23 protein-coding genes are annotated in these 25,071 nt (G+C 45.6%); 9 read left to right on the top strand and 14 right to left on the bottom strand.

Annotated features, from left to right (window positions below):
- The first annotated feature begins 33 nt into the window (after positions 1-33).
- A complete protein-coding gene (locus tag EL341_RS17405; protein ID WP_373876084.1) occupies positions 34-1,125 on the top strand; it encodes a methyltransferase in 1,092 nt (363 codons plus the stop codon).
- Between the two features lie 161 nt (positions 1,126-1,286).
- Positions 1,287-1,862, top strand: coding sequence for a LemA family protein (locus EL341_RS17410; protein ID WP_074824473.1), 576 nt, complete (start codon positions 1,287-1,289; stop codon positions 1,860-1,862).
- Between the two features lie 39 nt (positions 1,863-1,901).
- On the opposite strand, the gene EL341_RS17415 is transcribed toward EL341_RS17410, so the two are convergent.
- A complete protein-coding gene (locus EL341_RS17415) occupies positions 1,902-2,741 on the bottom strand; it encodes a tetratricopeptide repeat protein (RefSeq protein ID WP_126468217.1) in 840 nt (279 codons plus the stop codon).
- A 197-nt stretch (positions 2,742-2,938) separates the two neighbouring features.
- Between EL341_RS17415 and EL341_RS17420 the strand changes: the two genes are divergently transcribed.
- The 4 genes from EL341_RS17420 to EL341_RS17435 all read left to right on the top strand — a co-directional run bounded on the left by EL341_RS17420 (position 2,939) and on the right by EL341_RS17435 (position 6,893).
- Complete coding sequence (locus EL341_RS17420) at positions 2,939-3,808, top strand: AraC family transcriptional regulator (RefSeq protein ID WP_074824470.1); 870 nt, start codon at positions 2,939-2,941, stop codon at positions 3,806-3,808.
- 180 nt (positions 3,809-3,988) lie between these two features.
- Complete coding sequence (locus tag EL341_RS17425; RefSeq protein WP_074824468.1) at positions 3,989-5,149, top strand: serine hydrolase domain-containing protein; 1,161 nt, start codon at positions 3,989-3,991, stop codon at positions 5,147-5,149.
- A 137-nt stretch (positions 5,150-5,286) separates the two neighbouring features.
- Positions 5,287-6,321, top strand: a complete 1,035-nt coding sequence (locus EL341_RS17430) for a hypothetical protein (protein WP_126468218.1) — start codon at positions 5,287-5,289, stop codon at positions 6,319-6,321.
- Positions 6,321-6,893, top strand: a complete 573-nt coding sequence (locus EL341_RS17435) for a LemA family protein (protein ID WP_074824463.1) — start codon at positions 6,321-6,323, stop codon at positions 6,891-6,893. The genes EL341_RS17430 and EL341_RS17435 overlap by 1 nt, the downstream gene beginning before the upstream one ends.
- Positions 6,894-7,220: 327 nt before the next feature.
- Here EL341_RS17435 and ggt read toward each other — a convergent pair whose 3' ends face one another.
- The 6 genes from ggt to EL341_RS17465 all read right to left on the bottom strand — a co-directional run bounded on the left by ggt (position 7,221) and on the right by EL341_RS17465 (position 12,820).
- On the bottom strand, positions 7,221-8,930 hold the full coding sequence (gene ggt / locus EL341_RS17440) for a gamma-glutamyltransferase (protein WP_232036624.1): 1,710 nt from the start codon (positions 8,928-8,930) through the stop codon (positions 7,221-7,223).
- Between the two features lie 268 nt (positions 8,931-9,198).
- Positions 9,199-9,597: a GFA family protein gene (locus tag EL341_RS17445; RefSeq protein ID WP_074824459.1), complete on the bottom strand. Its 399-nt coding sequence runs from the start codon at positions 9,595-9,597 to the stop codon at positions 9,199-9,201.
- Between the two features lie 102 nt (positions 9,598-9,699).
- Positions 9,700-10,686 carry a 23S rRNA (adenine(1618)-N(6))-methyltransferase RlmF gene (rlmF, locus tag EL341_RS17450; RefSeq protein ID WP_126468219.1) on the bottom strand — a complete coding sequence of 329 codons (987 nt, stop codon included), beginning with the start codon at positions 10,684-10,686 and terminating at the stop codon, positions 9,700-9,702.
- 144 nt (positions 10,687-10,830) lie between these two features.
- Positions 10,831-11,223 carry a hypothetical protein gene (locus tag EL341_RS17455; protein ID WP_114987417.1) on the bottom strand — a complete coding sequence of 131 codons (393 nt, stop codon included), beginning with the start codon at positions 11,221-11,223 and terminating at the stop codon, positions 10,831-10,833.
- Positions 11,204-11,764, bottom strand: a complete 561-nt coding sequence (locus EL341_RS17460; protein WP_126468220.1) for a LemA family protein — start codon at positions 11,762-11,764, stop codon at positions 11,204-11,206. Before EL341_RS17460 ends, EL341_RS17455 begins: the two co-directional genes overlap by 20 nt.
- Before the next feature lie 12 nt (positions 11,765-11,776).
- Positions 11,777-12,820 carry a hypothetical protein gene (locus EL341_RS17465; RefSeq protein ID WP_126468221.1) on the bottom strand — a complete coding sequence of 348 codons (1,044 nt, stop codon included), beginning with the start codon at positions 12,818-12,820 and terminating at the stop codon, positions 11,777-11,779.
- A 556-nt stretch (positions 12,821-13,376) separates the two neighbouring features.
- Here EL341_RS17465 and EL341_RS17470 point away from each other — a divergent pair.
- From EL341_RS17470 to EL341_RS17480, 3 genes are all read left to right on the top strand, one after another.
- A complete protein-coding gene (locus EL341_RS17470) occupies positions 13,377-14,543 on the top strand; it encodes a M20 aminoacylase family protein (protein WP_126468222.1) in 1,167 nt (388 codons plus the stop codon).
- Between the two features lie 68 nt (positions 14,544-14,611).
- On the top strand, positions 14,612-15,958 hold the full coding sequence (locus EL341_RS17475; protein WP_126468223.1) for an MFS transporter: 1,347 nt from the start codon (positions 14,612-14,614) through the stop codon (positions 15,956-15,958).
- A gap of 465 nt (positions 15,959-16,423) precedes the next feature.
- A complete protein-coding gene (locus EL341_RS17480; protein ID WP_047782424.1) occupies positions 16,424-18,511 on the top strand; it encodes an OPT family oligopeptide transporter in 2,088 nt (695 codons plus the stop codon).
- A 280-nt stretch (positions 18,512-18,791) separates the two neighbouring features.
- Here the strand turns inward: EL341_RS17480 and EL341_RS17485 are convergent, their stop codons facing one another.
- The 7 genes from EL341_RS17485 to rpmH all read right to left on the bottom strand — a co-directional run bounded on the left by EL341_RS17485 (position 18,792) and on the right by rpmH (position 24,166).
- Complete coding sequence (locus EL341_RS17485) at positions 18,792-19,202, bottom strand: DUF2628 domain-containing protein (RefSeq protein ID WP_047779469.1); 411 nt, start codon at positions 19,200-19,202, stop codon at positions 18,792-18,794.
- Positions 19,203-19,502: 300 nt separating this feature from the next.
- The gene (locus tag EL341_RS17490; RefSeq protein ID WP_047779470.1) at positions 19,503-20,084 is read right to left on the bottom strand and encodes a YdcF family protein; all 582 of its coding nucleotides are present in this window, start codon (positions 20,082-20,084) and stop codon (positions 19,503-19,505) included.
- Between the two features lie 215 nt (positions 20,085-20,299).
- On the bottom strand, positions 20,300-21,664 hold the full coding sequence (mnmE, locus tag EL341_RS17495) for a tRNA uridine-5-carboxymethylaminomethyl(34) synthesis GTPase MnmE (protein ID WP_047779471.1): 1,365 nt from the start codon (positions 21,662-21,664) through the stop codon (positions 20,300-20,302).
- A gap of 105 nt (positions 21,665-21,769) precedes the next feature.
- On the bottom strand, positions 21,770-23,416 hold the full coding sequence (yidC, locus tag EL341_RS17500; protein ID WP_074824445.1) for a membrane protein insertase YidC: 1,647 nt from the start codon (positions 23,414-23,416) through the stop codon (positions 21,770-21,772).
- 2 nt (positions 23,417-23,418) lie between these two features.
- Positions 23,419-23,679, bottom strand: coding sequence for a membrane protein insertion efficiency factor YidD (yidD, locus tag EL341_RS17505; RefSeq protein ID WP_071845422.1), 261 nt, complete (start codon positions 23,677-23,679; stop codon positions 23,419-23,421).
- The gene (gene rnpA, locus EL341_RS17510; RefSeq protein ID WP_071845425.1) at positions 23,643-24,008 is read right to left on the bottom strand and encodes a ribonuclease P protein component; all 366 of its coding nucleotides are present in this window, start codon (positions 24,006-24,008) and stop codon (positions 23,643-23,645) included. The genes yidD and rnpA overlap by 37 nt, the downstream gene beginning before the upstream one ends.
- 17 nt (positions 24,009-24,025) lie before the next feature.
- Positions 24,026-24,166, bottom strand: a complete 141-nt coding sequence (gene rpmH, locus EL341_RS17515) for a 50S ribosomal protein L34 (RefSeq protein WP_047779474.1) — start codon at positions 24,164-24,166, stop codon at positions 24,026-24,028.
- Positions 24,167-25,071 lie beyond the last annotated feature (905 nt).

The following is a 25,071-nucleotide window of genomic DNA, read 5'->3' on the forward strand; positions in this document are numbered from 1 at the left end:
CTCCGCATCTATTTTTTTTATAAGGGAATGTTTTTGGATACCAAAACAGAAGTTGGCTATGGCTATGATAAGGACCCGTTTTCTGCATTAGAAGCGATTACCGAAGCTCAAAAAATTGCTTTTGCCCCCATGTTGTTTCAGGCAGCGCTTAATCTTAGAGATAGCGGCATCCTGACTTTTCTCGACCAAGTGGGTACGCAAGGGGCAACCGCCGATGAAATTACCGATTCCGTACATATCAATCACTATGCTGTTCAACTGCTGCTGGACGTTGGCTTAAGTAGCCGTATCGTTTACCAGAATGAGCAACGCTTCTTTTTGGGCAAAGTAGGACATTTCTTGCTGCATGACAAGATGACACGGGTCAATATGGATTTCAGTCACGACGTTTGCTACCAAGGGATGTTCCATCTGAAAGAGGCGCTGGAGAATAGCCAGCCTTCCGGTCTGAAAGTATTTGGCGATTGGCCGACGATTTACCCTGCACTCAGCGAGTTACCTGAAGCGGCGCGAGAAAGCTGGTTTGCTTTTGACCATTTCTATTCTGATGCGGCATTTAATGCGGCGTTTAAACATATTTTTCCACTGCAGCCTGAGCATATTTATGATGTCGGCGGCAATACTGGAAAATGGGCGCTGTGCTGCGCCAAAAATGATGACAATGTTAAAGTCACGTTGCTCGATCTGCCGCAGCAGATTGCGTTGGCTGAGAAAAATATCGCTGAATCTGGCTATAGTGAGCGGATTAAAGGCTATGGCGTCGACCTGCTAACCGCAGAAAAACTGCCGAATGAAGCAGATGTTTGGTGGATGAGCCAGTTCCTTGACTGCTTTAGCGAAGAGCAGGTGGTGCACATTCTGACCCTGATTCACGATAATATGAAACCGGATGCACAGGTTTGTATTATGGAAGTGTTCTGGGATCGCCAGCCGTTTGAAGCTGGGGCATTGAGCCTGAATGCATCTTCACTTTACTTTACCTGCATGGCAAACGGTAACAGCCGTTTTTATCATTCCCGGGTACTGTATGACTGCTTACGTAAGGCTGGTTTCTACGTAGAGCAGGATATTGATAATTTAGGTTTAGGCCATACTCTGCTGATTTGTAAGAGAATGCCGGACTGATTATCTCTTCAGCTTTGCCGGATAGTTTGTTGTTAATGCGGCTATCCGGCAAATAAAGCCGATTAATACCTATCGTGATAACCGTTTGGCAGAACAGATTTGTTATAGTAGATGATTCTGTTTGAGCAGCGGTTGGCCTAATCGGTTATGGAGCAAGGAATATGGTTCTGATTGTTATTGCAGTCGCGGTTTTTATTGTTGTTGGTATTGGCATATGGGCTGTGAGTGTCTACAACCAGTTGGTGCTGCTGCGCAACAATGTTGATAAATCGTTTGCCAATATTGATGTGATTCTTAAGCAGCGTGCCGACCAGATACCTTCCCTGATTGAGATTACGTCTAAGGCGATGTCTCATGAGCGCGAAATTTTTACCGCTTTAAGTGATGCCCGGAGCGCCTATCTCAATGCTGGCTCTATGCAGAACAAAATTGATGCTTCTAATCAAATCGAAAAAGCATTGAAATCGGTAATTGCCATTGCAGAAAATTATCCGACGTTGATCTCCGGTGAAAGTTTTATTGAACTACAAAAATCGGTGAGTGACATTGAGGATAAAATTGCCCATCGTCGGGAGTCTTTTAATGATTCAGTTAACCTTTACAACATTGGGATTACCGTGTTTCCAGACGTATTGTGTGCCAGATTCTTGAACTATCAGCGGATGCCGCTATTAGCCATTAGCGCTCAAGAAGTCGCTTATGACGGGGTTAAATTTAATCATTCGTCAGGTATTTAATGTCGACCAGTCTGAGACCGGTCGACATCGCCGTCGAGATTATCCGTTGATATAACTCACGATGGCATCCATCAATACCTGAGGTTCCCCTCTGTTCCACGCCTCAATCAGTTCATTGATTTTTTCTTGCTGTGCCGACGTTAATTGGCCGGCGTTGTCGCTTTGCTCAAGCTCATGCGCTGCCATTTGATAGTGCGATAGCAGCAGCTGTTTGAGTTCACTGTCTTCGGTCTGTTCAGACTGTTGAAGTAAAAACTCGTTGCTTAATGTGAGAAGAGCGCAATGAAGTAGGCTGAGTTCAGCTTTACAGGCTGGGTCATCGGTGATGTCAGGATCGAACATATGTGCCATCGTTGAGGCGGCTTCCTGACTGCTTAACTGAAGCGCATTAAAGTATTGGCTCAGCATTTGCGGTATATCTTCTTGCGCTTGATAAAGCTGGGCCAGAGACAGGTAACAGAACGCTAACTGTTCACTGTGCTGCTCAATATTGTCATCCTGTGTATAACGTTCAATCAGCTGTTCAAACAGCTGCGCTGCTTTATCCAGATCTTGGTCGAAGTATTTGCCGTACATATACATCTGCGCTTGGGTGATATAGGCAGGCAGGTAATCGAGAGCCAGCATCTTATCCAGCCACAGCTTGGCATCTTGTGGTCGATCCAGCTCCAGTAAATAGAGGTCGGCCAGCGCCAGCATATAGGTTGGATCGTCAGTTTGTTCAACCATACTGAGAAACAGCTGCTCGCGCATTTCAGCGGGCATATCGTTGGGATCGTTAAATTCAATCGAGCCCAGTTCCGGTAGATTATCGACGTCCAGCGCTTCGATTTCTTCATCGCTTAGCAGGTGCATAGCGGGTGGTGAGGATTTTGTCATTTTGTTGATCTGATCAATTAAAGTTTTTCAGGAATAGCTGGCACCTTACCTGCTTCATATAAACTAAACAATATTCTTGGCTGTTTATCCCGGAATAGAATGCGAATGCCTTGCTAAAATAAAATGGAAAGTCAGCAAGATCGGTCAGGAAGTCTTTTTTGTTCTTATGCATAGTGATCGCCTTGGAGGATGCAGCGATGCACGATGATAAAACTGGCGCTTATGCTAAACGATTCAATCAGGTTTTCGATTATATCGAGCACCATTTGGATAGGACGATCTTGTTGGAACAGTTATGTGAAGTGGCGAAATTTTCGCCTTATCACTTCCACCGCCAGTTTTCCAGCTACTGCGGTATGCCCGTTGGGCGTTATATCCAACTGATGCGATTGAAGCATGCCTCATATCGGTTGGTCTTTAATCCATTGGAAAAAATCATCGATATTGCGTTGGATGTCGGTTTTCAAAATCCAGAATCGTTTAGTCGTGCCTTTAAGCAAGTATTTGGACTAACGCCCAGTCAGTTTCGTCAAAAACCGGCTTGGGTCGCTTGGTCCCAGTGCATTCCAGAACCGAAACGCATAAGGACACAAACGATGAAAGTCAGTATTGTTAATTTTCCCGCAATAGCCGTAGCGATGTTAGCTCATCGTGGGCAATCTGAGCGATTAAACGAAACCGCAGCCCGTTTTATTGAGTGGCGAAAAACCACCGGGCTTTCGCCGGTGAGAACTAGCCAAACCTACGGTATTGCTCCTCACGACCCGCTAACGACCAAGCCAGACGACTTCCGCTTCGATATTTGTGGTTCGGTTGATGCGCTGATTCCAGAGGATAATCCATTTGGCGTGATAAACGGCATAATACCTGCCGGACGTTGTGCGGTAGTGCGTCATCATGGATCACACTGTTCTTTAACCGAGAGTGCACGATATTTGTACCGTGATTGGCTACCGACAAGCGAGGAGGAGCTACGTGACTTCCCGATGTATTTTCATTATTTTAATTTTGTACATGAAGTCGCCATCCATGAACTGCTAACGGATATTTATCTGCCTTTGAAATAGCGCCTGTTTTATGTAAACGCATTTCCTCTTGGTGGGTAGGTTATTCTGCGGGCAGTTAATATATTAGGAAAAAGGTTATTTTTGTTTAGGGAATGATTAAGCAACGCCAGCATAGTTATCAGGAGTGACCTAATATAAATAAATCCCGTGGGATAAATACCGCGGCAGAGGAGACGATGAATGCAACGCTCTTTAGACAATGTCATTGATGATGCTATCAATCCGGGTGATGGTTTAACGCCAACTATCGTTGGTACCGTGGTGCTGGTTTCGCAGTGTGGAAAACGAGTATATCAGCGGGCGGCAGGCTATGCCGATTGGGAAAGTCAGATACCGGTGACGTTGGACACGCTATTTCGTCTGTCATCGGTGACTAAACTATTTACTACGCTGGCGGCTGGTGTATTGCTGGATCAAGGCAAATTAAAGTTGGAAGATAAGGTGACTCAATGGTTACCTTGGTTCACGCCGAAGCTGGCGGACGGTACAGCACCGGATATCACCATCGGTCATCTGTTGTGCCATTCTGCCGGTTTGAATTACGGTTTTTCCGAATCACCGGATGGCCCCTATCATCAGGCTGAAATTTCTGACGGACTGGATAATTCAGGTTTGACGTTGGAAGAAAATCTTAAGCGAATTGCGTCGGTACCGCTGTTGTATCCACCGGGCACGGCTATTCAATATTCAGTTGCTACCGATGTACTGGGCGGCGTGATTGCTGAAGTACATGGTACGGATCTGTCGCAAGCTATCCGTTCTCTGGTGACAGAGCCATTAGGTATTTCCCAGACTGACTTTACCGTTACCGATTCTGACAGGTTAGCAGAGCCTTATGTGAATGACTTCCCACGCCCAAGGCGAATGGGGGAAGATGAGCTGATGGTCGATGAACAAAGCGGTATGCCTGGCGGTATTCATTACTCTCCGGGTCGGGCTTTTGACTCGACAGCATTTCAGTCCGGTGGCGCGGGTATGGTCGGCATGGCTGAGGATGTTGAACGTCTTTTGCAGGTGTTACGCACCGATGGTTATCCGTTGTTCAGTCAAGCTACGCTTAACCAGCTATTGACCGATCGGGCAGGCACTCAGGAAATGAATCCGGGATGGGGATTTGCTTCCAGCTGGCAGGTGTTGAGAAACCCGATGATTGCCGATTCCCCACAGTCACCGGGTACGATTAGTTGGGGCGGGGTATACGGCCATAACTGGTTTATTGATTTTGAACAGAGCTTGAGCGTGGTTATTTTAACCAATACTGCGCCGGAGGGCTTGTTTGGCGAGTTTGTGCAGGATATCCGCGATAGGGTATATACCGCGCTATTGGCAAAAGCGTCGTAAGTTTGGTGAATATTAACGGCCAAAGGACTCCGCGTTCTGCGGCCGTTTTTAATGCGACATTGTTGTTCTAAACCTGACTGGGATAAGATGTCTGTAATATTTCACGTCTCCAGTACAACAGGGATGAATCAGTCAACATGGCAGAATCTAAAAACCGCAACCAAAGGATAGACGCGCTTTTAGCTTCAATAAAAGAAAGGTTGGATGTCGCACAGCATCAAGAGGATTTAGTTCAGGCTATTAAACTGGTTAAATCGTTTGATGGGCCGCTGAAGTTTAGCCATACCAAACCCTATATATGTGCCGTGCTGGCGGTTATCGCTGGGGTGATAATCGGTGGTTATCAGTATCTCTCCTATAACCACCTTAGTAGTCAGGTGGTTATTTTATTAGTGCTGTTGGGCATTGGGGCGATTGCTGCGCTGGTTTATGTTTGGCGTAAAAATAGTTCAATTAGCAAGTTGGCAGATCGGCTGTTTCAAATGGATTTACTGTTTGATAATGGGCTCAGTCAAATAGAGGTCGATCCGGTAGAGCAGGCTGGTGAACTGGCAAGCCGTTTTAATGAGTTTGACCGAGGTAACTACTCTCAGGAAATCCACGGACTATATCAGGGGCATTATCAGGGTAAAGAACATGCCTTTGATTATTACTTCTATCATTTTCACTATGTGGATAAGCGAGTTACGGTGACAACGGATAGTAAAGGACGAGTGAGAACCCGCACTACATATGACCACTACGATCGTTATGGTATCTATCTGCCTTTTACCTTTATCCGTCATGTGGCTTTAATTGGCAAATCGGTTAGCGGTTTATCGGGGAGTACTTATAAACCCGCCTCGAATAAGTTTAACCGGTTGTACCGGGTGGTGGCCGATAGCGAAATGAACGCTGCTCGCTTTCTTAAACCAAGCGTGGTGATTGCTTGTGAAGAGATTGCTGCGGTGTTTAGTGAGCTAAACTTTGAATTTAACCCGCAGGCTGAGTTGTGTATGTCGTTTCGCGACGATGATGTGATCACCCTGCCAAGAAACAATGACTTTAACTCTCCCGATGGATTTATTCGCGAGGTTAGGCAGCACAATGCCTTGCCTAAGCTGCAAAAAGCGTTAGAGCATATTCATACTCTGATGATTTATTCAGACAGTAACTTCAGGAAAAATAGCTAATGTTAGAATTATGGATTCCCGTAGGTCTTGTAGCGCTGGTGATTATCATCGGCATTATGATTTATAACGGCATTGTTAGCCGAATGAACGCCGTTGCTCGTGCATGGGCTGATGTGGTGGTACAGGAACGTCAAAAGAACAATATCATCCCCGATCTGGAGAAAATTGCTGAGCAATATGGGCAATATGAGCGTTCTATCATGACTCAGGTTACCGAATTGAGATCGTCACTACAGCAGCTGAATGCAGACAATATGGATTTACAAACATTGTCGGATACTCGCACGAAAACCACTAATTTACTAAATGGCTTGTATGCGGTAGCGGAAAATTACCCCGATTTAAAAGCCTCTCAGCTATATAACAACCTAATGTCCGAAATTGCTGAACAACAGGAAAATATCGGTGCGGCGATTCGGATCTTTAACCAAAATGTGGAAGACTTTAATAACGGTATTGAGGTGTTCCCTAACTCATTGGTTAATGGCTGGTTTAATAAAAAACGTAAGTTAAGTACGTTTAGTGATTCGCAGGCGGAAAGTGCGTTTGAGTATAAGCCGGATATTCACTAGGTTAGGGGGTTGGTTAGGTCTTTCTGTAAATTTCGCTGCCAATAGTTCAATGGTTAAATCAGCAATTGCGCAAGCAGCGAGCAAGGGGCGTTGGGGCGAACGCCCCGGAATTTAGGTCGCCTTTGGCGACTTCCCTTCTACACTCGGCTTAAGAACGAGATCCCAGCTTTCGCTGGGATGACAATATAAATAATCGTCAGAAATTCATGCTTATTTTTCTGGGTAGCCTTCAATGTAGGAGGCGTTCGCCTTAACGCCTCCCACTCGCTGCTTGCGCTGTTGTTGATTTAACCACTACGCTATTAGCAGCGAGATTTACCGAGATATTTAATATCCCGCTGCTAAATCATCCTTCGATCTCGGGTCTGCTGCCCCAAATAGCCCTTCCGGCGTCACCACAATACTCTGGGTACTTCCCATCGTTGGTTTAACGCTGACTTTATGGCCTTTTTTCTCCAGCAGGTTAATGGTGTCGGTGCTGATGCCTTTTTCAATGCGGATCTCTTCCGGTAACCATTGGTGGTGAATACGCGGTGCGTTGGTGGCTTCAGCGATGTTCATATTAAACTCAATGGTATTCAGCACAATCTGTAATACCGTAGTGATAATACGGCTGCCGCCAGGACTACCGGTAACCAGAACCACTTTACCGTCTTTAGTGACAATTGTAGGTGACATAGACGAGAGAGGACGTTTGCCTGCTTGAACAGCGTTAGCTTCGCCACCAATCAAACCATAAACGTTAGGCACCCCAGGTTTAGCGGAGAAATCGTCCATTTGATTATTTAGCAAAATACCGCTTTTTCCAGCCACGATACCGCTGCCGAAGTTAGTATTTAAGGTATAGGTTACCGCCACCGCATTACCCTGTGAGTCCACGACAGAAAAGTGTGTGGTTTGGTCGCTTTCATATGGAGCCAGTTTGCCCGGTTTAATGTTGGCAGAAGGGTTCGCTTTATCCATAACGATCTGGCTGGCCAACTGCTTAGCATAGGCTTTACTGGTTAGTGCCTTAACCGGTACTTTGATAAAGTCCGGGTCGCCCAGATATTCTGAACGATCGGCATAGGCGTATTTCATGGCTTCAGACATCACATGAATAGCATCCGCGCTGTTTTGCCCCATGGATTTCAAATCAAAATTTTCCAGAATATTCATGATTTGCACAATATGAATACCGCCAGAAGATGGTGGAGGCATGGAGAAGATTTCATAGCCTTTGTAGGTGCCGGATACTGGCGTGCGTTCTACGGCTTTGTAGTTTGCCATATCTTCTTTGCTAATCAGGCCACCGTGTTGTGACATTTCGGCGACGATTTCATCGGCAATTTTCCCTTTATAGAACGCATCTGGCCCTTCTTTGGCAATCAAACTTAAGCTATGCGCCAGATTAGTCTGAACCAGCGTTTCTCCTTTTTTCCACGGTGTTCCATCGGGTTTAAAGAAGATAGCCCGGCTGGTGGGGTTATTTAGTAATACTTCACGGCCATACACATCCAGATCGTCCGCCAATGCCTCATTAACCGGGAAGCCATCTCTAGCCAGTCTGATAGCCGGTTTAATTAGTTCAGCCATGGGCATTGAGCCATATTCTTTATTGGCCAGAGCAAAACCCGCTACGGTACCCGGTACGCCGGAAGCTAAGTGGCTGGTCAGGGATTTTTTGGCGTCAGCATCGCCTTTTTCATCCAGAAACATATCTCTGGTGGCTTTTGACGGTGCCATTTCACGGAAATCGATGGCGGTAGTTTTACCTTCTTTGGTGCGCAGTAACATAAAGCCACCGCCGCCAATATTGCCCGCCTGTGGATGGGCTACTGCCAGTACATAACCGATAGCAACGGCAGCATCCACCGCGTTACCGCCCTTTTTTAGCACTTCTACACCGGCACGGGTAGCGGTACTGTTAACGGATGAGACCATCCCATTTTTGGCGTAAACCGGGTGGAAGATATCCTCTTCAACGCCGTAGGAAACCACTTTTGCCGCTAGCGAACCCTGCCAAAATAGCAGTAAAGCAATCATGAGATAACGCATGCTGCCTTTTCTTAACCTACTTAGCATAACCATTCCTCTGTCAGTGATGTAATGAGTCTGAAATGTAACAATTAATTTACATTAGTAGATAGTTCAGGCTTTGACCAGCATAGAAAGGGGGTTTATTGGCGGAAAACAGGGGGAATGTCACGTTTCTGAGGAAAATGTTGGTTTTTCCATGATAGCGATATTAAAAAGTAGCCCGACAGCGATCGGGCTAATATCAATTGCTTTAATGAACTGCCTTATGGATTAGGGGAGGCTGCTATTATGGGCGTTCTTCATACTTTGGATTACTGTCGCACAACTCAATCCATTCGGCTTTGGAACCGGTAAAAATATGTATTTTCTCCGTTGGAGAGATAGTGCTGTCCAAGGTTCCGATGCGCAGACGATAGGTTTCCGGTTGGCCATCTCTGGCGCTGTACAGTGGAGAACCACATTCACTACAGAAGAAACGGTGTACGCCCGGCGAAGAACTAAAGCTTTTTAGCTTATCTTTACCGGTGAGCAGGGTAAATTTATCGGAATGGATCGCGGTGGCTGAATTAAATGCCGTTCCGGTTGCTTTGCGACATTTGGAGCAATGGCAGAAGACGATTTGTTTAATCTCTTGATCCAACTGATAAGTTACCGCGCCGCATAAGCAGCTGCCTTTTAACATCATGACCTCCTGATTGCGCATCATTGCGAAACGTCAGAATACACGCTTAATTATTCCGAGAGCAATATGCCGTTGTGCTGTATATGACTCGCGGACGGCTGTCAGTTATGCCTTGTGCCAGTGGGTGGTTATCCATTTTTCCCGCTGCTCATCGGAGAGAAACGTCCAGGCTACAATACGGCTGGCTTTCTGGCCTTGAGCCATATTGATGGTTTTAATCTCGGTGGCGCCGGCATAGCGTAAAGCGTGATAAAGACCGGGTAGCGTGGTCTTTTTGGACACCAGCGTAGTGAACCAGAAACATTGTTGACCAAATTCGGCACTTTCTTGCGCCATTTTGCCGACAAACTGCTCTTCACCACCTTCACACCACAGTTCATGGTGTTGACCACCAAAGTTCAGTACAGGCTTGGCTTCATCTTCCAGTCGGCCTAAATTACGCAGCTTCTTGCGGCTGACGGCATCGGCTTCCTGTGCTGAGGCATGGAATGGTGGGTTGCACAGAGTGATATCGAAACGATCGTTAGCTTTAATCACGCCGTTGAAAATATTCTCACTGTTTTTTTGCAGACGAGCATCGATGCTTTTTGCCAGTTGGTGGTTGGCTTGAGCAATCAACTTAGCGCTGCTGACGGCGGTGGGATCGATATCGCTGCCGACAAATTTCCAGCCGTAGCTAACGTGACCAATAATCGGGTAGATGCAGTTGGCACCAACGCCAATATCCAGCGCATGAACCTGATAACCACGAGGGATTTCCCCGTGATTGCTTGCTGCCAGCAGATCAGCCAAGTAATGAATATAGTCGGCTCGACCTGGAATGGGCGGGCAAAGATAGCCGGCGGGTATATCCCACTGTTCTATATGATAGAAATGCTTCAGCAGAGCCTTATTTAGCACTTTTACCGCCGCCGGATCGGCAAAGTTAACCGACAAATCGCCGTACTTATTGTCAGAAACAAACGGTGCAAGCTCTGCACAGCTGGCAATTAACGCCGGGAAGTCATAACGCTGACGATGCTGATTACGCGCGTGTAGCTCCGACTTTTCATTGGCAAAGGACTTTTTAGGGGGAGTATTGGATTGCGTCATAGTCAGGCCAGCTATTAAAAAAGAAAAAGGGTTGGAATAAGGCGCATTGTACGTGAATCTGAGGGCGACGGGCAGAAGAAATCTCAGCGTGACTTTTTCAGCCGGTTAACCCGAGAAATAGTGTGAAAACGGTTGAATAATGGTTTATTTCCTTCTTCTTTTTGGGCTCTGTTTAGATTTTGGCGCTTTTTCTGGTGTGGTTGCGGTAAAGTCGGTCATCCAATTGGCTAATCTGCGGTAATTGAAGGCGACAAATGAAATGCTGGTCAGTATAACAATCAGCCATGAAAGCAAAATATGGATACCGGAAATGCCGGAGAACACGAGAATCATTGACAGACCAAAGCCGGGAAATAGCCCTAATGCTAGACCTCCGCTGATGGTGGCAAAGATCGGTTTAACCAGTGGAAGACGCATAAATAGCCCGACCATGAATGCTGCCAGTAATACACCGAAGGAGGCAACAAAGGCCATCATTGCCGGTTCATTTTCAATATATTGGCTGAAGCCAAATAGCTCAAAGGGTAATGCCAGCATATTCTTTTTCTCCCACTGAAATGTTTAACAGTGACTTGGTGTGATAACCCAGCAGTTTGGCAAAAATAATATTGGGGAATGCCTGAATGCCAACGTTATACAACGTGATGCTCTCATTGAAAAACTCACGCCGATCGGCAATCTTATTTTCCAGTTGAGTGAGACGTTTTTGTAGTTCAGTCAGATTATGTAAGGCTGTTAATTCAGGATAGCCTTCGGCAATCATTAATATCTGTTTGAGTAAATGATCGGTTTGATTAGCCAGACGAACTTTTTGTTCTGACTGGCGGCTGTTTAGGTAACGGCTGCGCATTTGCGCCAGCTGTAAAAACAGTTCGCTTTGGTGTGCCATTGCCGTTTCGGCGATGTTAATTAGTTCGGGAATTTCATTTGCCCGTTGTTTCAGTAAAACGTCAATATTAGCAAAGGCTTTTTCAACATAGTTGTTGAGAATAACAATCTTGTTATAGATGCTAATCAGATAGCGGATTATCAGCAGCACCAGAACCGCAATAATAACAATCGATATTAGTAAATTCATAGCATCCTTTCCCTATCTAATTAGCCAACTGAGAAGGGGGGAGTGATTAAACATTAGCGTAAGCGTGTGGCCGTCAAAGGTATATGGCAGGCTTAATATAATGGCAATAATGAAGGCCGCAACGCCGCAGAAAGTCAGGGCAGATTGCACTAAGGGGCGATTTTTATTCCATTGTGAGACTTTAGTGAATGGTGAGATAGCCAGAATATTTTTAGTGGTGTCTTTCTCAATCACCACTTGATGGCCTTTTTCTGCGGCGGCACCAATCAGCATCATTTCCTCACCGCCAAATAAGGCGTATTCGGTGTAACTACGGTCACCCGATTCACGCTCTGCCGATGGAGAAAAGGAAACCAAAGTCAGCCCATCGGGGATGACCGTAACGCTGCCAGTTTCATCACGGATTTCAAATGGCTGGTAATTTTCTTCGGCAGAAATCAGACGGTACTGTTTTTTTCCTTCTGAATCGCGGCTGATCCGATGTTCGGTGTAGTAGTAGCCAATGCAGTTCTTTTTGCTTAGTGGTGCTTTGATTTGTTGCTTGGCGACAACGTTGCCTTTGATTTCCACCAGACCCATTGCCAGCGAGCGGATTTTTGAGGTAGGCAGAATTTGTTGCAGCTTAAAGAAAGTGCCTTGGGTGGATGGAGCAAGCCAAGAGGCCAGCATGATGAGGAAAAACAGGCCGAAAATGGCAATGGGGCCAAAAGAAAATATCGCAAAGGCGGTAACTAACAGCAGTGAAGAGAGGACAAGCCAGAGGAAAATTTTAAAATTTGAGACGTTTTTTCTCTTTGCTTCGGCAATTTTTTCTTTTATATCACTCAATATGCGGTAAAAAAATCCCCCTAAAAAGAGCAAAACCAGTAGCCCAAACAGACCGAGGATGGCAAAAAAACCATAGGTTTCATCAATAACTGCCGCACTAGCCGTAAATAAAGCGGTTAAGGCTGGAATAATCCATGCTCTCTTAAACGACTTGCTATAGATCAGATTAAGTATCAGTGAGAGAAATCCCCCCACGGCAGCACCGAAAAAAGCGATAAAAAATACCATAGGGAGTCCATTCTATTGTAATGGCTTGATTGTAACGTGTGCGGATATTGAAACAAGGGGCATTATTCGCCGGGTTGACCTGAATACTATTATTCGTTGCAGTTTATGGATAAATATTCTGCATACGGAATGGTAACAATATATAGATAACGACTTTATGTAATTCTGTCTAATTTGAAAAAACTACTTAACTCGACTGATCAAACAAAAAATTATTTACATAAAATGTTGCGATAGCCTGATTCTGATTAATTATTGTTTTTTAACATTTAGCATAGATTGCTACTCAGTGCGTTATTCCTTCCTTTGATGAATGATATAAATCTGATATTGTCGAAAAAAGACCGGATTAACTGTGTTGTTTATATTTAGGGTATAACCCCGTCAGCGTGTTTTGAAACCACCTATTTTCTATCTTGTCTGAACACAAAAATTCTTTCGGATGATTAACCGTATTTAATCAGCTTATTGTTTGAGATAGCAATGAGACTAACTCATTTCCACTGCTTGTTTTTAGGATGAATTTAAATAGTGGATGTAAATAAAGGACACCATCATGATTGAACAAACCGTCAGGGAATATGAGTCCCTACTATGTGATATTCGCCACCAAATCCATGAACACCCTGAATTGGGATTGGAAGAGATTAAAACCAGTGAATTGGTTGCCCAGAAGTTGACTGAATGGGGTTACCAAGTCCACCGTGGGATGGCGAAAACCGGTGTTATTGGCACGCTAAAAGTAGGCGATGGCAAAAAGACGCTGGGTATTCGGGCTGATATGGATGCTTTACCGATTCATGAGGCCAGTGGTAAACCTTGGTCGAGTAAAATTCCTAATCGTATGCACGCCTGCGGACATGATGGTCACACCACGATGTTGCTGGGGGCGGCTAAATATTTAGCAGAAACCCGTAATTTTAACGGTACCCTGCATCTGATCTTCCAGCCAGCGGAAGAGATGATTAACGGCGGTGAAATGATGGTGCAAGAGGGGCTGTTTGAGCAGTTTCCCTGCGATGCGATTTTCGCTATGCACAATATGCCGGGTTTCCCAACCGGACAATTCCTGTTTCAACCGGGGGCGTTTATGGCCTCGATGGATCAATATCAGGTCGTAGTTCATGGCTGCGGTGGCCATGGTGCCATGCCGAGCAAAGCCATCGACCCGGTGATGGTGGCTTCCTATATCACTACCGCACTGCAAAGTATCGTTTCCCGTAATGTTGATCCATTAGAGGCGGCGGTGATTACCGTTGGTAGTATTATCGCCGGCGATGCCGCTAATGTGATTCCTGATAATGCGGTGATGAAACTCAGCGTTCGTTCGTTGAGCCGTGAAACTCGTGAACTGTTATTGAAACGAATTCCTGCTCTGATTAAGGCGCAGGCGGAGAGTTTTGGTGCGACAGCAGACGTTAATCATATTAACGGTACGCCAGTGTTAATTAACGATGAAGCGATGACCCAATTTGCCTGGCAGGTTGCTAAGCAGCAGTTTGGCGAAGAACGTGCTGTATATGGTGCTAAGCCATTGATGGGCAGTGAAGATTTTGCATTTATGCTGGATGCTAATCCAAACGGCTGTTACCTGATCGTGGGTAACGGTGAGAAAGGGGAAGGTTCCTGTATGGTGCATAACCCGGGTTATGATTTTAACGATAAATGTCTGGTTCCAGGCAGTGCCTACTGGGGGGCGCTGACTGAAGCTTATTTAAAATAATAAAAACAAATAAATAATATTAAATACCAGCCAAACTCTGGCTGGTTTTTTTAGGAAAAGGAAAATCTATGGCAGATGCAATCTCGTCTACAGAGTCAGAAGTGCTAAAGGCTGATGCGCCGGTCAAGAAGGTTAGCGGGCGTCGCGTTATCTTTGCTTCTGCGTTCGGTAATGCGCTAGAGTTTTTTGATTTTGGCGTTTATAACTTTTTTGTGGTGTATATCGGCGTGCTGTTTTTCCCACCGAGCAGCGATCCTAATATCGGTTTACTGTTGGCATTTGCCACCTTTGGTGTCAGCTTCTTTATGCGGCCGCTGGGCGGTATTTTAATCGGTGCTTATGCTGACCGCTTTGGCCGAAAACCGGCCATGGTGCTGACGATTTCCTTAATGAGTTTAGGCACATTAATGATCGGTATTGCACCAACCTATGCCAGCGCAGGCTATTGGGGAACCATTACTTTAGTATTGGCGCGCCTCATTCAGGGGATTGCCGCCGGTGGTGAAGTGGGTGCTTCCATGTCAATGTTGGTAGAGTCTGCGCCAGCTAATCGCCGTGGTTTTTACAGCAGTTGGTCGCTGGCAACGCAAGGACTGGCAACCACCTTTGGTGGCTTAGTGGCCTTAAGTTTAAGCGCTTATTTACCAGTGATTACCGGCTCCCCTGATGTCATGTCGGAATGGGGATGGCGGGTGCCGTTCTTTATTGGTGTGGCCTTAGCACCTATTGGCTGCTGGTTGCGTTTGGGGCTGGAAAACGATGTATTGCCTAAACACACCGGAGCAAAAGGTCAGGTTGAAGTGGTGCGTGAGAGCGCGACGAAATTGCTGGCACAACATAGCCGGGCCATTATTGTCGGTGTATTAATCACCATTGGTAGCACGGTAGCGACCTATATTTCCCTTTACTACTACGGTACTTATGCCGCTAAGTATCTGCATATGGACCAAAACTATGCTTATGCTGCCATGCTATTGGCCGGTGTATTGACGTTTGTCGGCGGTCTGTTGGTCGGTATATTGTGTGATAAGGTCGGGCGTAAAAAGCTGGTGGTAATTTCCCGCGTGGTTATTTTATTGCTGGCTTATCCCTCTTTCTGGTTGTTGGTGAATTACCCTAATCCGGTGCTCTTGCTGTCAGTGGTATTTGTGATGGTGTGCTTTACCACGCTGGGCTCGGTACCGGGGATGCTGGTCATCTCTGAACTGTTACCGAAGCGTATTCGTGCGCTGGGCTTTGCGCTGGTTTACAGCCTCGGCGTCGCCATCTTTGGTGGTTTTGCTCAGTTCTTTGCTACGCAGTCTATTGTCTGGTTGGATAGTCTGACCGCTCCGGCCTGGTATCTGGGAGGCGCAACGTTGCTCTCGATGCTGGCGCTACCATTCTTTAAAGATCCTAAGAATTTGGAAGATTGATGTTCTCCGACCGGGTATTTAGCGGTATCCGGTCGAGTTTTCTATAACTGCTTTCCTGTCCTGCTGTTTTCTCTATCTGAAAAGAGATATCGCCCGAGTTATAACCCGCTTGCTAAGGCTGTGATATCCCATCAAGAAAATAATAATATTATTTATTTTCATTTGGTTATGTTGATTTTGAATCGCGGTTTTCATTTGAAATACAGTCTCTGGAAACAAATGTTAGCTAGCCATATATTCTATTATTGAGATGGCTGTATTAATTATATCTCATAACATTTGTGCAAATATCCAGTAACTTATGCTTCATTAATGAAAATAAGTAGCAGTTCTTTGCGATTATTTCGTTATAATCCCCCCCAATAAAATATGTATGCTGCATTTTATGCTACATATTTATACAGCGTGCCGGTAAGCATCAGGTCGCGTAAAAATAATTTAAGCAAACCTAACAACATGAATGATATGAAAAATACATCACAGCTCCGTGAGCTTACGCTGCGCGGAATTATTATTGGTGCTTTGATTACCGTGGTATTCACCGCATCAAACGTTTATTTAGGGCTGAAAGTTGGATTAACGTTCTCATCAGCCATTCCTGCTGCCGTGATCTCCATGGCCGTGTTACGCCTGTTCTCGAACTCCAACATATTAGAAAATAATATGGTGCAGACTCAGGCTTCTGCCGCGGGTACGCTGTCATCGGTTATTTTTATTCTGCCCGGTTTATTGATGATTGGTTACTGGAATAGCTTCCCTTTCTGGCAAACGCTGCTGATCTGTTCAGCGGGCGGTATGCTGGGGGTGGTGTTCTCGATTCCTCTGCGTCATGCCATGGTGGTAAAGAGTAATCTGCCTTATCCGGAAGGGGTTGCCGCCGCTGAGATTCTGAAGGCGGGCTGTAGTGAGCATGTAGAAGATGGCGATCGGTCATCTAACGATGCGGTCCAGAAAGATGATGTAACAGCCGACAAAGATAGTGGTTTCCGTGACATTTTGTTTGGTGGTTTTATTGCTGCCGCGGTGAGTTTTGCCACTAACGGTTTACGGATTCTGGCTGACGGTGCCAGCTACTGGTTTACCCAAGGCCGGGCTATTTTCCAATTACCAATAGGCTTCTCGTTAGCGTTACTCAGTGCCGGTTATCTCATTGGTATTGCGGCAGGTATCGCTATTTTAATCGGTACACTGATCGCTTGGGGTGTGGCTATTCCGATTATCAGCTCCGGTATGGATGTGCCTGAAGGAAGCTCAATTGGCTCTTTCGCCATGGGATTGTGGAAAGACAATGTACGCTTTATTGGTGCCGGTACCTTAGCGATTGCCGCTATTTGGACCCTATTAACGCTGGTTAAGCCGATTATTGAAGGCATGAAGACCTCTCTACGTGCGCTGAATAAAAATAATACCGGTGACGTGATTCCGAGAACGGAGCTGGATTTGTCGCCGAAGATTGTATTGTTAATCAGTGCGGTGATGTTTCTGGTGCTGATTGGTACCTTCTATTCTTTTGTTGCTGACAGTGGCTTACCTCTGACAACGGCTTGGGGACTGGTGTTAGGTTCCGTTATTTTTGCTTTTGCTATCGGTTTTCTAGTGGCGGCAGCCTGTGGTTATATGGCTGGTTTAGTTGGTTCTTCCGCTAGCCCGATTTCCGGCATTGGTATTATTGCGATCACCGTTATTTCCCTGCTGCTGCTGGTGATGGGCGAGATGAATGGCATGCTGGAAACCGAGAAAGGCACTAATTTTGCCACCGCATTAGCTATCTTTACCACCAGTGCGGTCTTGGCCATTGCGACTATTTCTAACGATAACCTACAGGATTTAAAAACCGGTTATTTAGTTAAAGCCACGCCATGGCGTCAGCAGGTGGCGCTATTAATCGGTTGTATTGTGGGTGCTGCGGTTATTTCTCCGGTGCTTGAGCTGCTATATAACGCTTACGGCTTTACGGGTGCAACACCACGTCCAGATATGGATCCAAGTCAGGTTCTGGCGGCTCCTCAGGCAACCTTAATGACCACGATTGCTAAGGGAATCTTCTCCCATAAGCTGGAATGGACGATGATTAACATCGGTCTGGCTGTCGGGGTTGTTGTGATTATCATTGACGCTTTGCTGGCTAAAAAAGGCAGCAAATTACGCATTCCAGCGCTGGCCGTCGGTATGGGTATCTACTTGCCACCTGCGATCACCGCGCCATTGATTATTGGTTCAGTGTTGTCATGGATTATTACTTCTCAGGTCAAGAAGCGTGCTAAAGCGCAGAATGAGGATTTCAAAACGCTGTTTAAACCGGTTGAACGTAAAGGGGCGCTGATTGCTTCAGGTTTGATTGTCGGCGAGAGTCTGGTTGGGGTGTCATTGGCGGTACTGATTGTTATCAGTATTAGTAATGGCGGCAGTGATGCGCCTCTGGCGCTAACCTCATGGCTGGGGCCGATTTTTGGTGGCTCGGGTATTGTTGAGCAGCTACTGGGGCTGACGGTATTTGTGGTTGTTTGTGTTCTGTTCACCAGACGTGTGCTGGGTGTACTTAAGAGCAAATAAGCCCGCTTGATTTGATGAAAGTTAAGCCCACCCATGATTCATGCGGTGGGCTTTTTTATTGCCCAATGAGCAGAGGGGATAGATTCCCTGAGCTTATGACATATTAGCCGTTGCTGTTAGCCAGTAAGGCTTATTGAATCACCAGGTTGAGCTCTATGACTTAATAATGAATATTATGCTATTGAAATATATTGAAGAGCTGAATGCCTAATTTGGAAAAAATAAAAAACCCACTAATTATTTAGCGGGTTTTTTATTATAACAAATCAGTTTTTCAGTATTAAACTAAACGCATACCTTCAAACGGGTTCCAGCTATCGCTGCCTTTTACTTCTTTTAGATAGTAGGCATAGTTAGCGGTCATTGACCACATCATGGCGCAGGCAATATTAATACCCATATCTACACCGCGTGGTAGATAGAAACCGGTGGCGACTTCTATAATGGCAAGTACAATACCGATACCGATGGTGATACCCAATAACACCAAATTCTTTTTCCATAGGCCCAGTACGAAAAAATAAATAAAGCCAAAAAAGAAGGCGATGAAATTCATATTGAATAAAATGCGACGCATTGGTTTTTCAGCTTTAATAGCGGCTTTATGTTCTGGAGTATCTGGCGCGCCATATTGGTCGAAGAAAGCAAAACGAGTTTGCCATTTTTCTGAATATTTACTTTTGTTATCCATGTTTTAATCCTTGCTTCCTGGGGTATGTAGTCGAACTTAATTTTCTAATCTATATCCATCCAATATGGATACAGGATGGATAATCCTATATTTGAATGAAAAGAGATTCAAGTATAAAAATTAATAATCCTCTTATTTTTATACTATTGAGACACCGGTTTGTTATGGATGTGATTTTTTATTTTTAATAGGTTAATTAAGCATTTTATTAGTGTTAAATAATAAAAATCATCGGTAATTTAGTTATATAAAATGAGTCACAATTAAAAATAATTTATCTTATTATCCATCAGTAAGTTGTTATTGTATGGGATGATCAAATAAAAATGAATTAAGTAAGGCTAATGGTTCTCGGAATAGTGCGCGTCTCTTATCACGGTTTCCTTTGCCTAACGCTGCCGGTAGCCCTGACACGTCCTCAATTCCTGAGCGTTTCGCCAGCATCAGTGAGCGCAGCATATGGAAATCGCTGGTCACAATAACCGTTTTGCCCAGTTCAACCAGCGAACGTGAATAGGTAAACTGATGAGCGGTCCGGGTAGAGCGATCCTCTTCATAAATACGCTGGCTATCAATACCGTGAGTGATTAAGTAGTTTTTCATCACGCTGGATTCTGTGGCGGTTTCTCTTCCCCCTTGGCCACCGCAGACCACCACTCTGGTATTGGGGTTTTCTTTGAGGTAAGGAATCGCCGCATCTAAACGCTCTCGCAGTGTTCGGCTGGGTCTGGCCGGTTCACCAATAACCTGTGCACCAAGAATAATCATAGAATCGGCATTTGGCTCCGGTTCTATAGTTTTATAGCTGGAAATCATCATATTACCGACGACAAAAAGTAACGTCAGTATCAGCAAATTATATTTTATTAATTTTTTAAGCATCGGTTCTGTCCATGAAGAAATGCGAGAACCTGAATGTTAAAGCGATTATGTGAAGTGATGATGAAGCCGGGGGAATAGATATCGATTTGTATTCTTTATGGTTTTTAAATTAAAGACCGAAGAGTATTAATGGCACCATAAATATCAAAAAAACCGATATTGCCACGATGTACTGTGGCTATATCGGCTAATTGTTTTATTGAGTACTGAAAATGTTACTTCCCAATACAAAAACTTGAGAAAATTCGCCCCAGTAAATCATCGGAGGTAAACTCACCGGTAATTTCGCTTAATACCTGCTGCGCCTGACGTAACTCTTCAGCCAACAGTTCTCCGGCACGGGCTTCAACCAATTGCTCCAGACCTTGATCGAGGTGCTGAGACGCGGTTTCCAGCGCCTGTAAATGGCGACGGCGGGCCAGAAATCCCCCTTCGGTATTACTGGTAAATCCCATACTCTCTTTTAAATGGTCGCGTAATACTTGAATACCTTCACCGGTACGGGCTGACAGGCGAATAAGTGAGTGACCATTTACTTCACTGATACCCAGCGACTCTCCGGTCAGATCGGCCTTATTGCGCACCACCGTAATGGGTAATTCCGCCGGTAGCCGCGCCATAAATTCTGGCCAGATCTGTTCCGGTTCGGTGGCATCGGTAGTGGTGCCATCCACCATAAATAGTACCCGATCGGCCTGTTCGATTTCATGCCATGCACGCTCAATACCGATGCGTTCTACTTCATCTCCGGCTTCACGCAGGCCAGCGGTATCGATAATATGCAGAGGCATACCATCAATATGAATATGTTCACGCAGCACGTCACGGGTGGTACCGGCGATATCGGTAACAATCGCGGCTTCTCGGCCAGCCAGCGCATTGAGCAGGCTGGATTTACCGGCGTTGGGACGACCGGCAATCACCACTTTCATCCCTTCCCGTAGTAAGCTGCCCTGACGGGCTTCGGCTCTGACGCCGCTCAGTTCTGCGATAACCTGATGTAGCTGCGCCTCAATTTTTCCATCAGACAGAAAGTCGATTTCTTCATCGGGAAAGTCGATGGCAGCTTCCACATAGATGCGTAAGTGAGTGAGTGCTTCCACTAACTGATGAACGCGGTTGGAGAAGACCCCTTGCAAAGAATTGACGGCAGAGCGCGCTGCTTGTTCGGAGCTGGCATCAATCAGGTCGGCAATGGCCTCGGCCTGTGCCAGATCCAGCTTATCATTCAGAAAGGCGCGTTCGGAGAATTCACCGGGACGTGCAATGCGTATATCCGGCAGTGCCAGAATGCGCTTGAGTATCAGGTCAAGAATGACCGGACCACCGTGGCCCTGAAGCTCCAACACGTCTTCCCCGGTAAAGGAGTTGGGGCCGGGAAAATAGAGGGCAATACCTTGGTCGAGCACGGTGCCGTCTGCGTCACGAAAGGGTAAGTAGTCGGCATAGCGAGGTTGAGGAACTTTCCCCAATAGCTGGATAGCCACTTCACAGGCCTGCTTACCTGAAACCCGTAGAATGCCGACGCCGCCGCGTCCCGGTGGCGTTGCTTGGGCTACGATGGTATCGGTTGTATTCATGTCTGGGCTCTCTGTTTACGTCAAATAACGGAATTTAAAATATTATATAAAAAAGGCGGTCATTATGACCGCCTTTTGTAAAGCATAATACTACGTCAGTGCGGATTAAGAGGCTTTCTTCTCTTTCTTATCGCGACTGTGTAGACCTCTCTTCTCCAGGCCACGGTAGATCAGTTTCTGTTGGATAATGGTAACCAAGTTACTCACGATATAGTACAGAACCAGACCTGATGGGAACCACAGGAAGAACACGGTGAAGATAACCGGCATATAGGTCATGATTTTCTGCTGCATTGGATCTGTCACCGGCGTCGGTGACATCTTCTGGATCAGGAACATGGTTCCGCCCATCAATAACGGCAGAATGTAGTACGGATCCTGTGCAGATAAGTCATGAATCCACAGGGCAAACGGCGCCTGACGCAGTTCAACCGATCCCATCAGCATATAGTACAGTGCCAGGAAGATTGGCATCTGAATGATTAATGGAAGGCAGCCACCCAGTGGGTTAACTTTCTCTTCTTTGTACAGCGCCATCATTTCCTGACTCATGCGCTGTTTGTCATCACCAATACGCTCACGCATCGCCTGTAGTTTCGGCTGTAGCAGCTTCATCTTGGCCATTGAGGTGTACTGTGCTTTAGTCAGCGGATACATGATACCGCGCACAATAAAGGTGATAACAATAATGGAGAAGCCCCAGTTACCGACAAAGCTCTGGATAAACTTCAGCAGTTTGAACAGTGGCTGAGAGATAAACCATAACCAACCGTAATCTACGGTTAAATCAAGATGGTTAGCAACTTCGGCCATTTTGTTCTGAATTTCAGGACCCACCCACAACTGTGCACCCAGTTCTTGAGTCGCACCCGGTTGGATAACCACCGGCGTGTTTCTGAAACTGATAGATGACTGACCATCATCACCGTGAGTCGTAAAGAATGTGCTCTGGCTGTCTTTATTCGGGATCCATGCGGTAGCAAAGTATTGTTGCAACATGGCAACCCAGCCGCCTTTGGTGTCGAGCTTCAGATTTTCATCATTGATGTCATCAAAACTGTATTTCTTGTATTTGTTGTCATCTGAAGAGTAAGCGGCACCGCGGTAGGTGTGCAGCGCAAAGTTGCTGCTACCGTTGTCACGGGATTTTGGCAGTTTAGCGGTTTGCTTTAACTGACCAAACAGCACGACATCCAGCGGTTGCTGACTGGCGTTGTTAACTTGGTAGTCAACGGCAATCACGTACTCACCGCGCTTAAAGACAAACGTTTTGGTGTATTTAACGCCGTTGCTATCGGTGAACGTCATTGGAACGCTCAGTTCCTTTTGACCATCAGCCAGCTCGAATACGTCTTGTGCCGTGGTATATAAAGGACGCGGGCCGTTAGCCGGGTTATCCGGACCATTTTTACCCACCAGGCCACTTAATGCCTGATAAGAAAAGTCTGAGGCTTTTTCCAGCAGTTTAAATGGCTGTGTTGAGCCTAACGTTTCTGGGTAAGCTAACAGATCAGCCGTCTGAATATCGCCACCGCGGGTGTTGATAGTCAGGGATAGCACATCTGTTTTAACGGTAATCAGACTACCTTCACCAGCAGCCAATTCTGACTGGGTTGAGGCAGAACCAGCAGGCGCAGCACTTTGTTGTGCAGTAGGTGCAGGCTGTGGTGCATTATCCGTTTCCCAAGCCTGCCATATTAAAAATGTTACGAACAGCAGGGCGATAAGAAGAAGATTACGTTGAGAATCCATTATTAATGTTCTCTATTATTGTCAGTGTTGTTAGGCGGAACTGGATCATCACCACCCTTGTTTAAAGGATGGCATTTTAATACGCGTTTGATTGTCAACCAACTACCTTTCACTACGCCAAACCTGCGCAATGCCTCAATTCCGTATTGAGAGCAGGTTGGACGGAACCGGCAATGTGGCCCAAGTAAAGGGCTGATCACCAGTTGATAGCCTCGTATCAACATAATCAAGATACGGGTACCTGCCGACAATGACGACGCCATAACTTATCCAATGTTTCTGTCAGCAAGCCATTATCCAGATCGGCAATACCTTTTTTGGCAATCACAATAAAATCCATGGGAGGAAGGTCATGCTGACGCAAACGAAAGCTCTCGCGGGTTAGGCGTTTGATTCGATTACGTTCATGAGCTCGCTTCACGTATTTTTTTGCGACGGTAAGACCAAGACGGGGATGACCCAGCGAGTTCTGTCTGCCAAGAATGGTGATTTGAGGACTACCGGCTCTTTGCGGCTGCTGAAAAACAAATGTGAAAGTACTGGGAGTTAACAAACGTAACTCCCTGGGGAATGCTAGCTTAAGCTTAACCACACAGATGGTTAACTCGATTAACTAGAAACAGTTAAACGAGTACGGCCTTTAGCACGACGACGAGCCAGAACCTGGCGGCCGTTCTTGGTGGCCATACGAGCGCGGAAACCGTGGCTACGGTTACGCTTTAATACGGACGGTTGAAAAGTGCGTTTCATGGCGATCTCTACCTAAATCTTAATTATTACTAATTAGTACAATGCGTTTAGCTACTCGAGGTAAAACCATCGACGCCTCAGTCACAAAGTACAAAGAGGCGGGATTGTAATAATTGTACAGCCCCGAGTCAATTCCGAACGCTTATCTCTGCTTAAAAACTCGTAGTTACCACTACAACCCTCAGTTTTCTCCTGTTTTTTTGATTATCAGGCAGACAAAATGCCGGATAACGCTAAAACCGGATGACTGAGGAGCGAGAAGCGCCACAAGTAGGGCTGAGGATTATACTTGCTCCTTGAAAAATCGCAAGGATCGTGAATAGATCCTTTTCATATATATTCATCGTTATCTGAATGCTGCGGATCATCTCTCTCAGTTGGGGTGTGGATCAAATAAGGTGGGTCACGATCGACGATCTATGGATGGGATCGAAACCGCGATTTGAGAGGAAAGATCAACCGATGAGGCTATCCTGGTGAGATTATATTTATCCACAGTAAAAATAGTTACACACTGGTTTTCAACGACTTTTCAACAACGTATTGCAAAATAAGCATAAATTTTACAATATATTATCAATAGTTTTTGATCTAAGTAGCCACTTACCCTCTTTATTCAGGTAAACTCCGCCCTGCCTGTGGATAAAGTTAAGATCTTCTTCATGGAAAGGAAGATCTATTTGGCGCTTTGCGCTATTATCTATGAGCGCGGATTGCGATCCCTTTGTTGGCGGATCGATTGCGGCAGGATGCTAATACCAGATGACTTTATTCATTATCGGTTTATACATTCCTGGCGCGAATTTCTATATATAAAGCCAAGTTGTACGTGGTAAGGGATAAGACTAAAACCATATCATTCCCTTTTACCTTTTTATTGATCTTTTGTCCGAGTGGAGTTCGCC

This window comes from Pragia fontium (assembly GCF_900638655.1).
Taxonomy (GTDB): Bacteria; Pseudomonadota; Gammaproteobacteria; order Enterobacterales; family Enterobacteriaceae; genus Pragia; species Pragia fontium.

Bases quoted from the DNA above. Each gene is read 5' to 3' on its own strand.
- EL341_RS17410 (WP_074824473.1), top strand. From the start codon at position 1,287: ATGGTTCTGATTGTTATTGCAGTCGCGGTTTTTATTGTTGTTGGTATT.
- EL341_RS17415 (WP_126468217.1), bottom strand. From the start codon at position 2,741: ATGACAAAATCCTCACCACCCGCTATGCACCTGCTAAGCGATGAAGAA.
- EL341_RS17420 (WP_074824470.1), top strand. From the start codon at position 2,939: ATGCACGATGATAAAACTGGCGCTTATGCTAAACGATTCAATCAGGTT.
- EL341_RS17425 (WP_074824468.1), top strand. From the start codon at position 3,989: ATGCAACGCTCTTTAGACAATGTCATTGATGATGCTATCAATCCGGGT.
- EL341_RS17430 (WP_126468218.1), top strand. From the start codon at position 5,287: ATGGCAGAATCTAAAAACCGCAACCAAAGGATAGACGCGCTTTTAGCT.
- EL341_RS17435 (WP_074824463.1), top strand. From the start codon at position 6,321: ATGTTAGAATTATGGATTCCCGTAGGTCTTGTAGCGCTGGTGATTATC.
- ggt (WP_232036624.1), bottom strand. From the start codon at position 8,930: ATGCGTTATCTCATGATTGCTTTACTGCTATTTTGGCAGGGTTCGCTA.
- EL341_RS17445 (WP_074824459.1), bottom strand. From the start codon at position 9,597: ATGATGTTAAAAGGCAGCTGCTTATGCGGCGCGGTAACTTATCAGTTG.
- rlmF (WP_126468219.1), bottom strand. From the start codon at position 10,686: ATGACGCAATCCAATACTCCCCCTAAAAAGTCCTTTGCCAATGAAAAG.
- EL341_RS17455 (WP_114987417.1), bottom strand. From the start codon at position 11,223: ATGCTGGCATTACCCTTTGAGCTATTTGGCTTCAGCCAATATATTGAA.
- EL341_RS17460 (WP_126468220.1), bottom strand. From the start codon at position 11,764: ATGAATTTACTAATATCGATTGTTATTATTGCGGTTCTGGTGCTGCTG.
- EL341_RS17465 (WP_126468221.1), bottom strand. From the start codon at position 12,820: ATGGTATTTTTTATCGCTTTTTTCGGTGCTGCCGTGGGGGGATTTCTC.
- EL341_RS17470 (WP_126468222.1), top strand. From the start codon at position 13,377: ATGATTGAACAAACCGTCAGGGAATATGAGTCCCTACTATGTGATATT.
- EL341_RS17475 (WP_126468223.1), top strand. From the start codon at position 14,612: ATGGCAGATGCAATCTCGTCTACAGAGTCAGAAGTGCTAAAGGCTGAT.
- EL341_RS17480 (WP_047782424.1), top strand. From the start codon at position 16,424: ATGAAAAATACATCACAGCTCCGTGAGCTTACGCTGCGCGGAATTATT.
- EL341_RS17485 (WP_047779469.1), bottom strand. From the start codon at position 19,202: ATGGATAACAAAAGTAAATATTCAGAAAAATGGCAAACTCGTTTTGCT.
- EL341_RS17490 (WP_047779470.1), bottom strand. From the start codon at position 20,084: ATGCTTAAAAAATTAATAAAATATAATTTGCTGATACTGACGTTACTT.
- mnmE (WP_047779471.1), bottom strand. From the start codon at position 21,664: ATGAATACAACCGATACCATCGTAGCCCAAGCAACGCCACCGGGACGC.
- yidC (WP_074824445.1), bottom strand. From the start codon at position 23,416: ATGGATTCTCAACGTAATCTTCTTCTTATCGCCCTGCTGTTCGTAACA.
- yidD (WP_071845422.1), bottom strand. From the start codon at position 23,679: ATGGCGTCGTCATTGTCGGCAGGTACCCGTATCTTGATTATGTTGATA.
- rpmH (WP_047779474.1), bottom strand. From the start codon at position 24,166: ATGAAACGCACTTTTCAACCGTCCGTATTAAAGCGTAACCGTAGCCAC.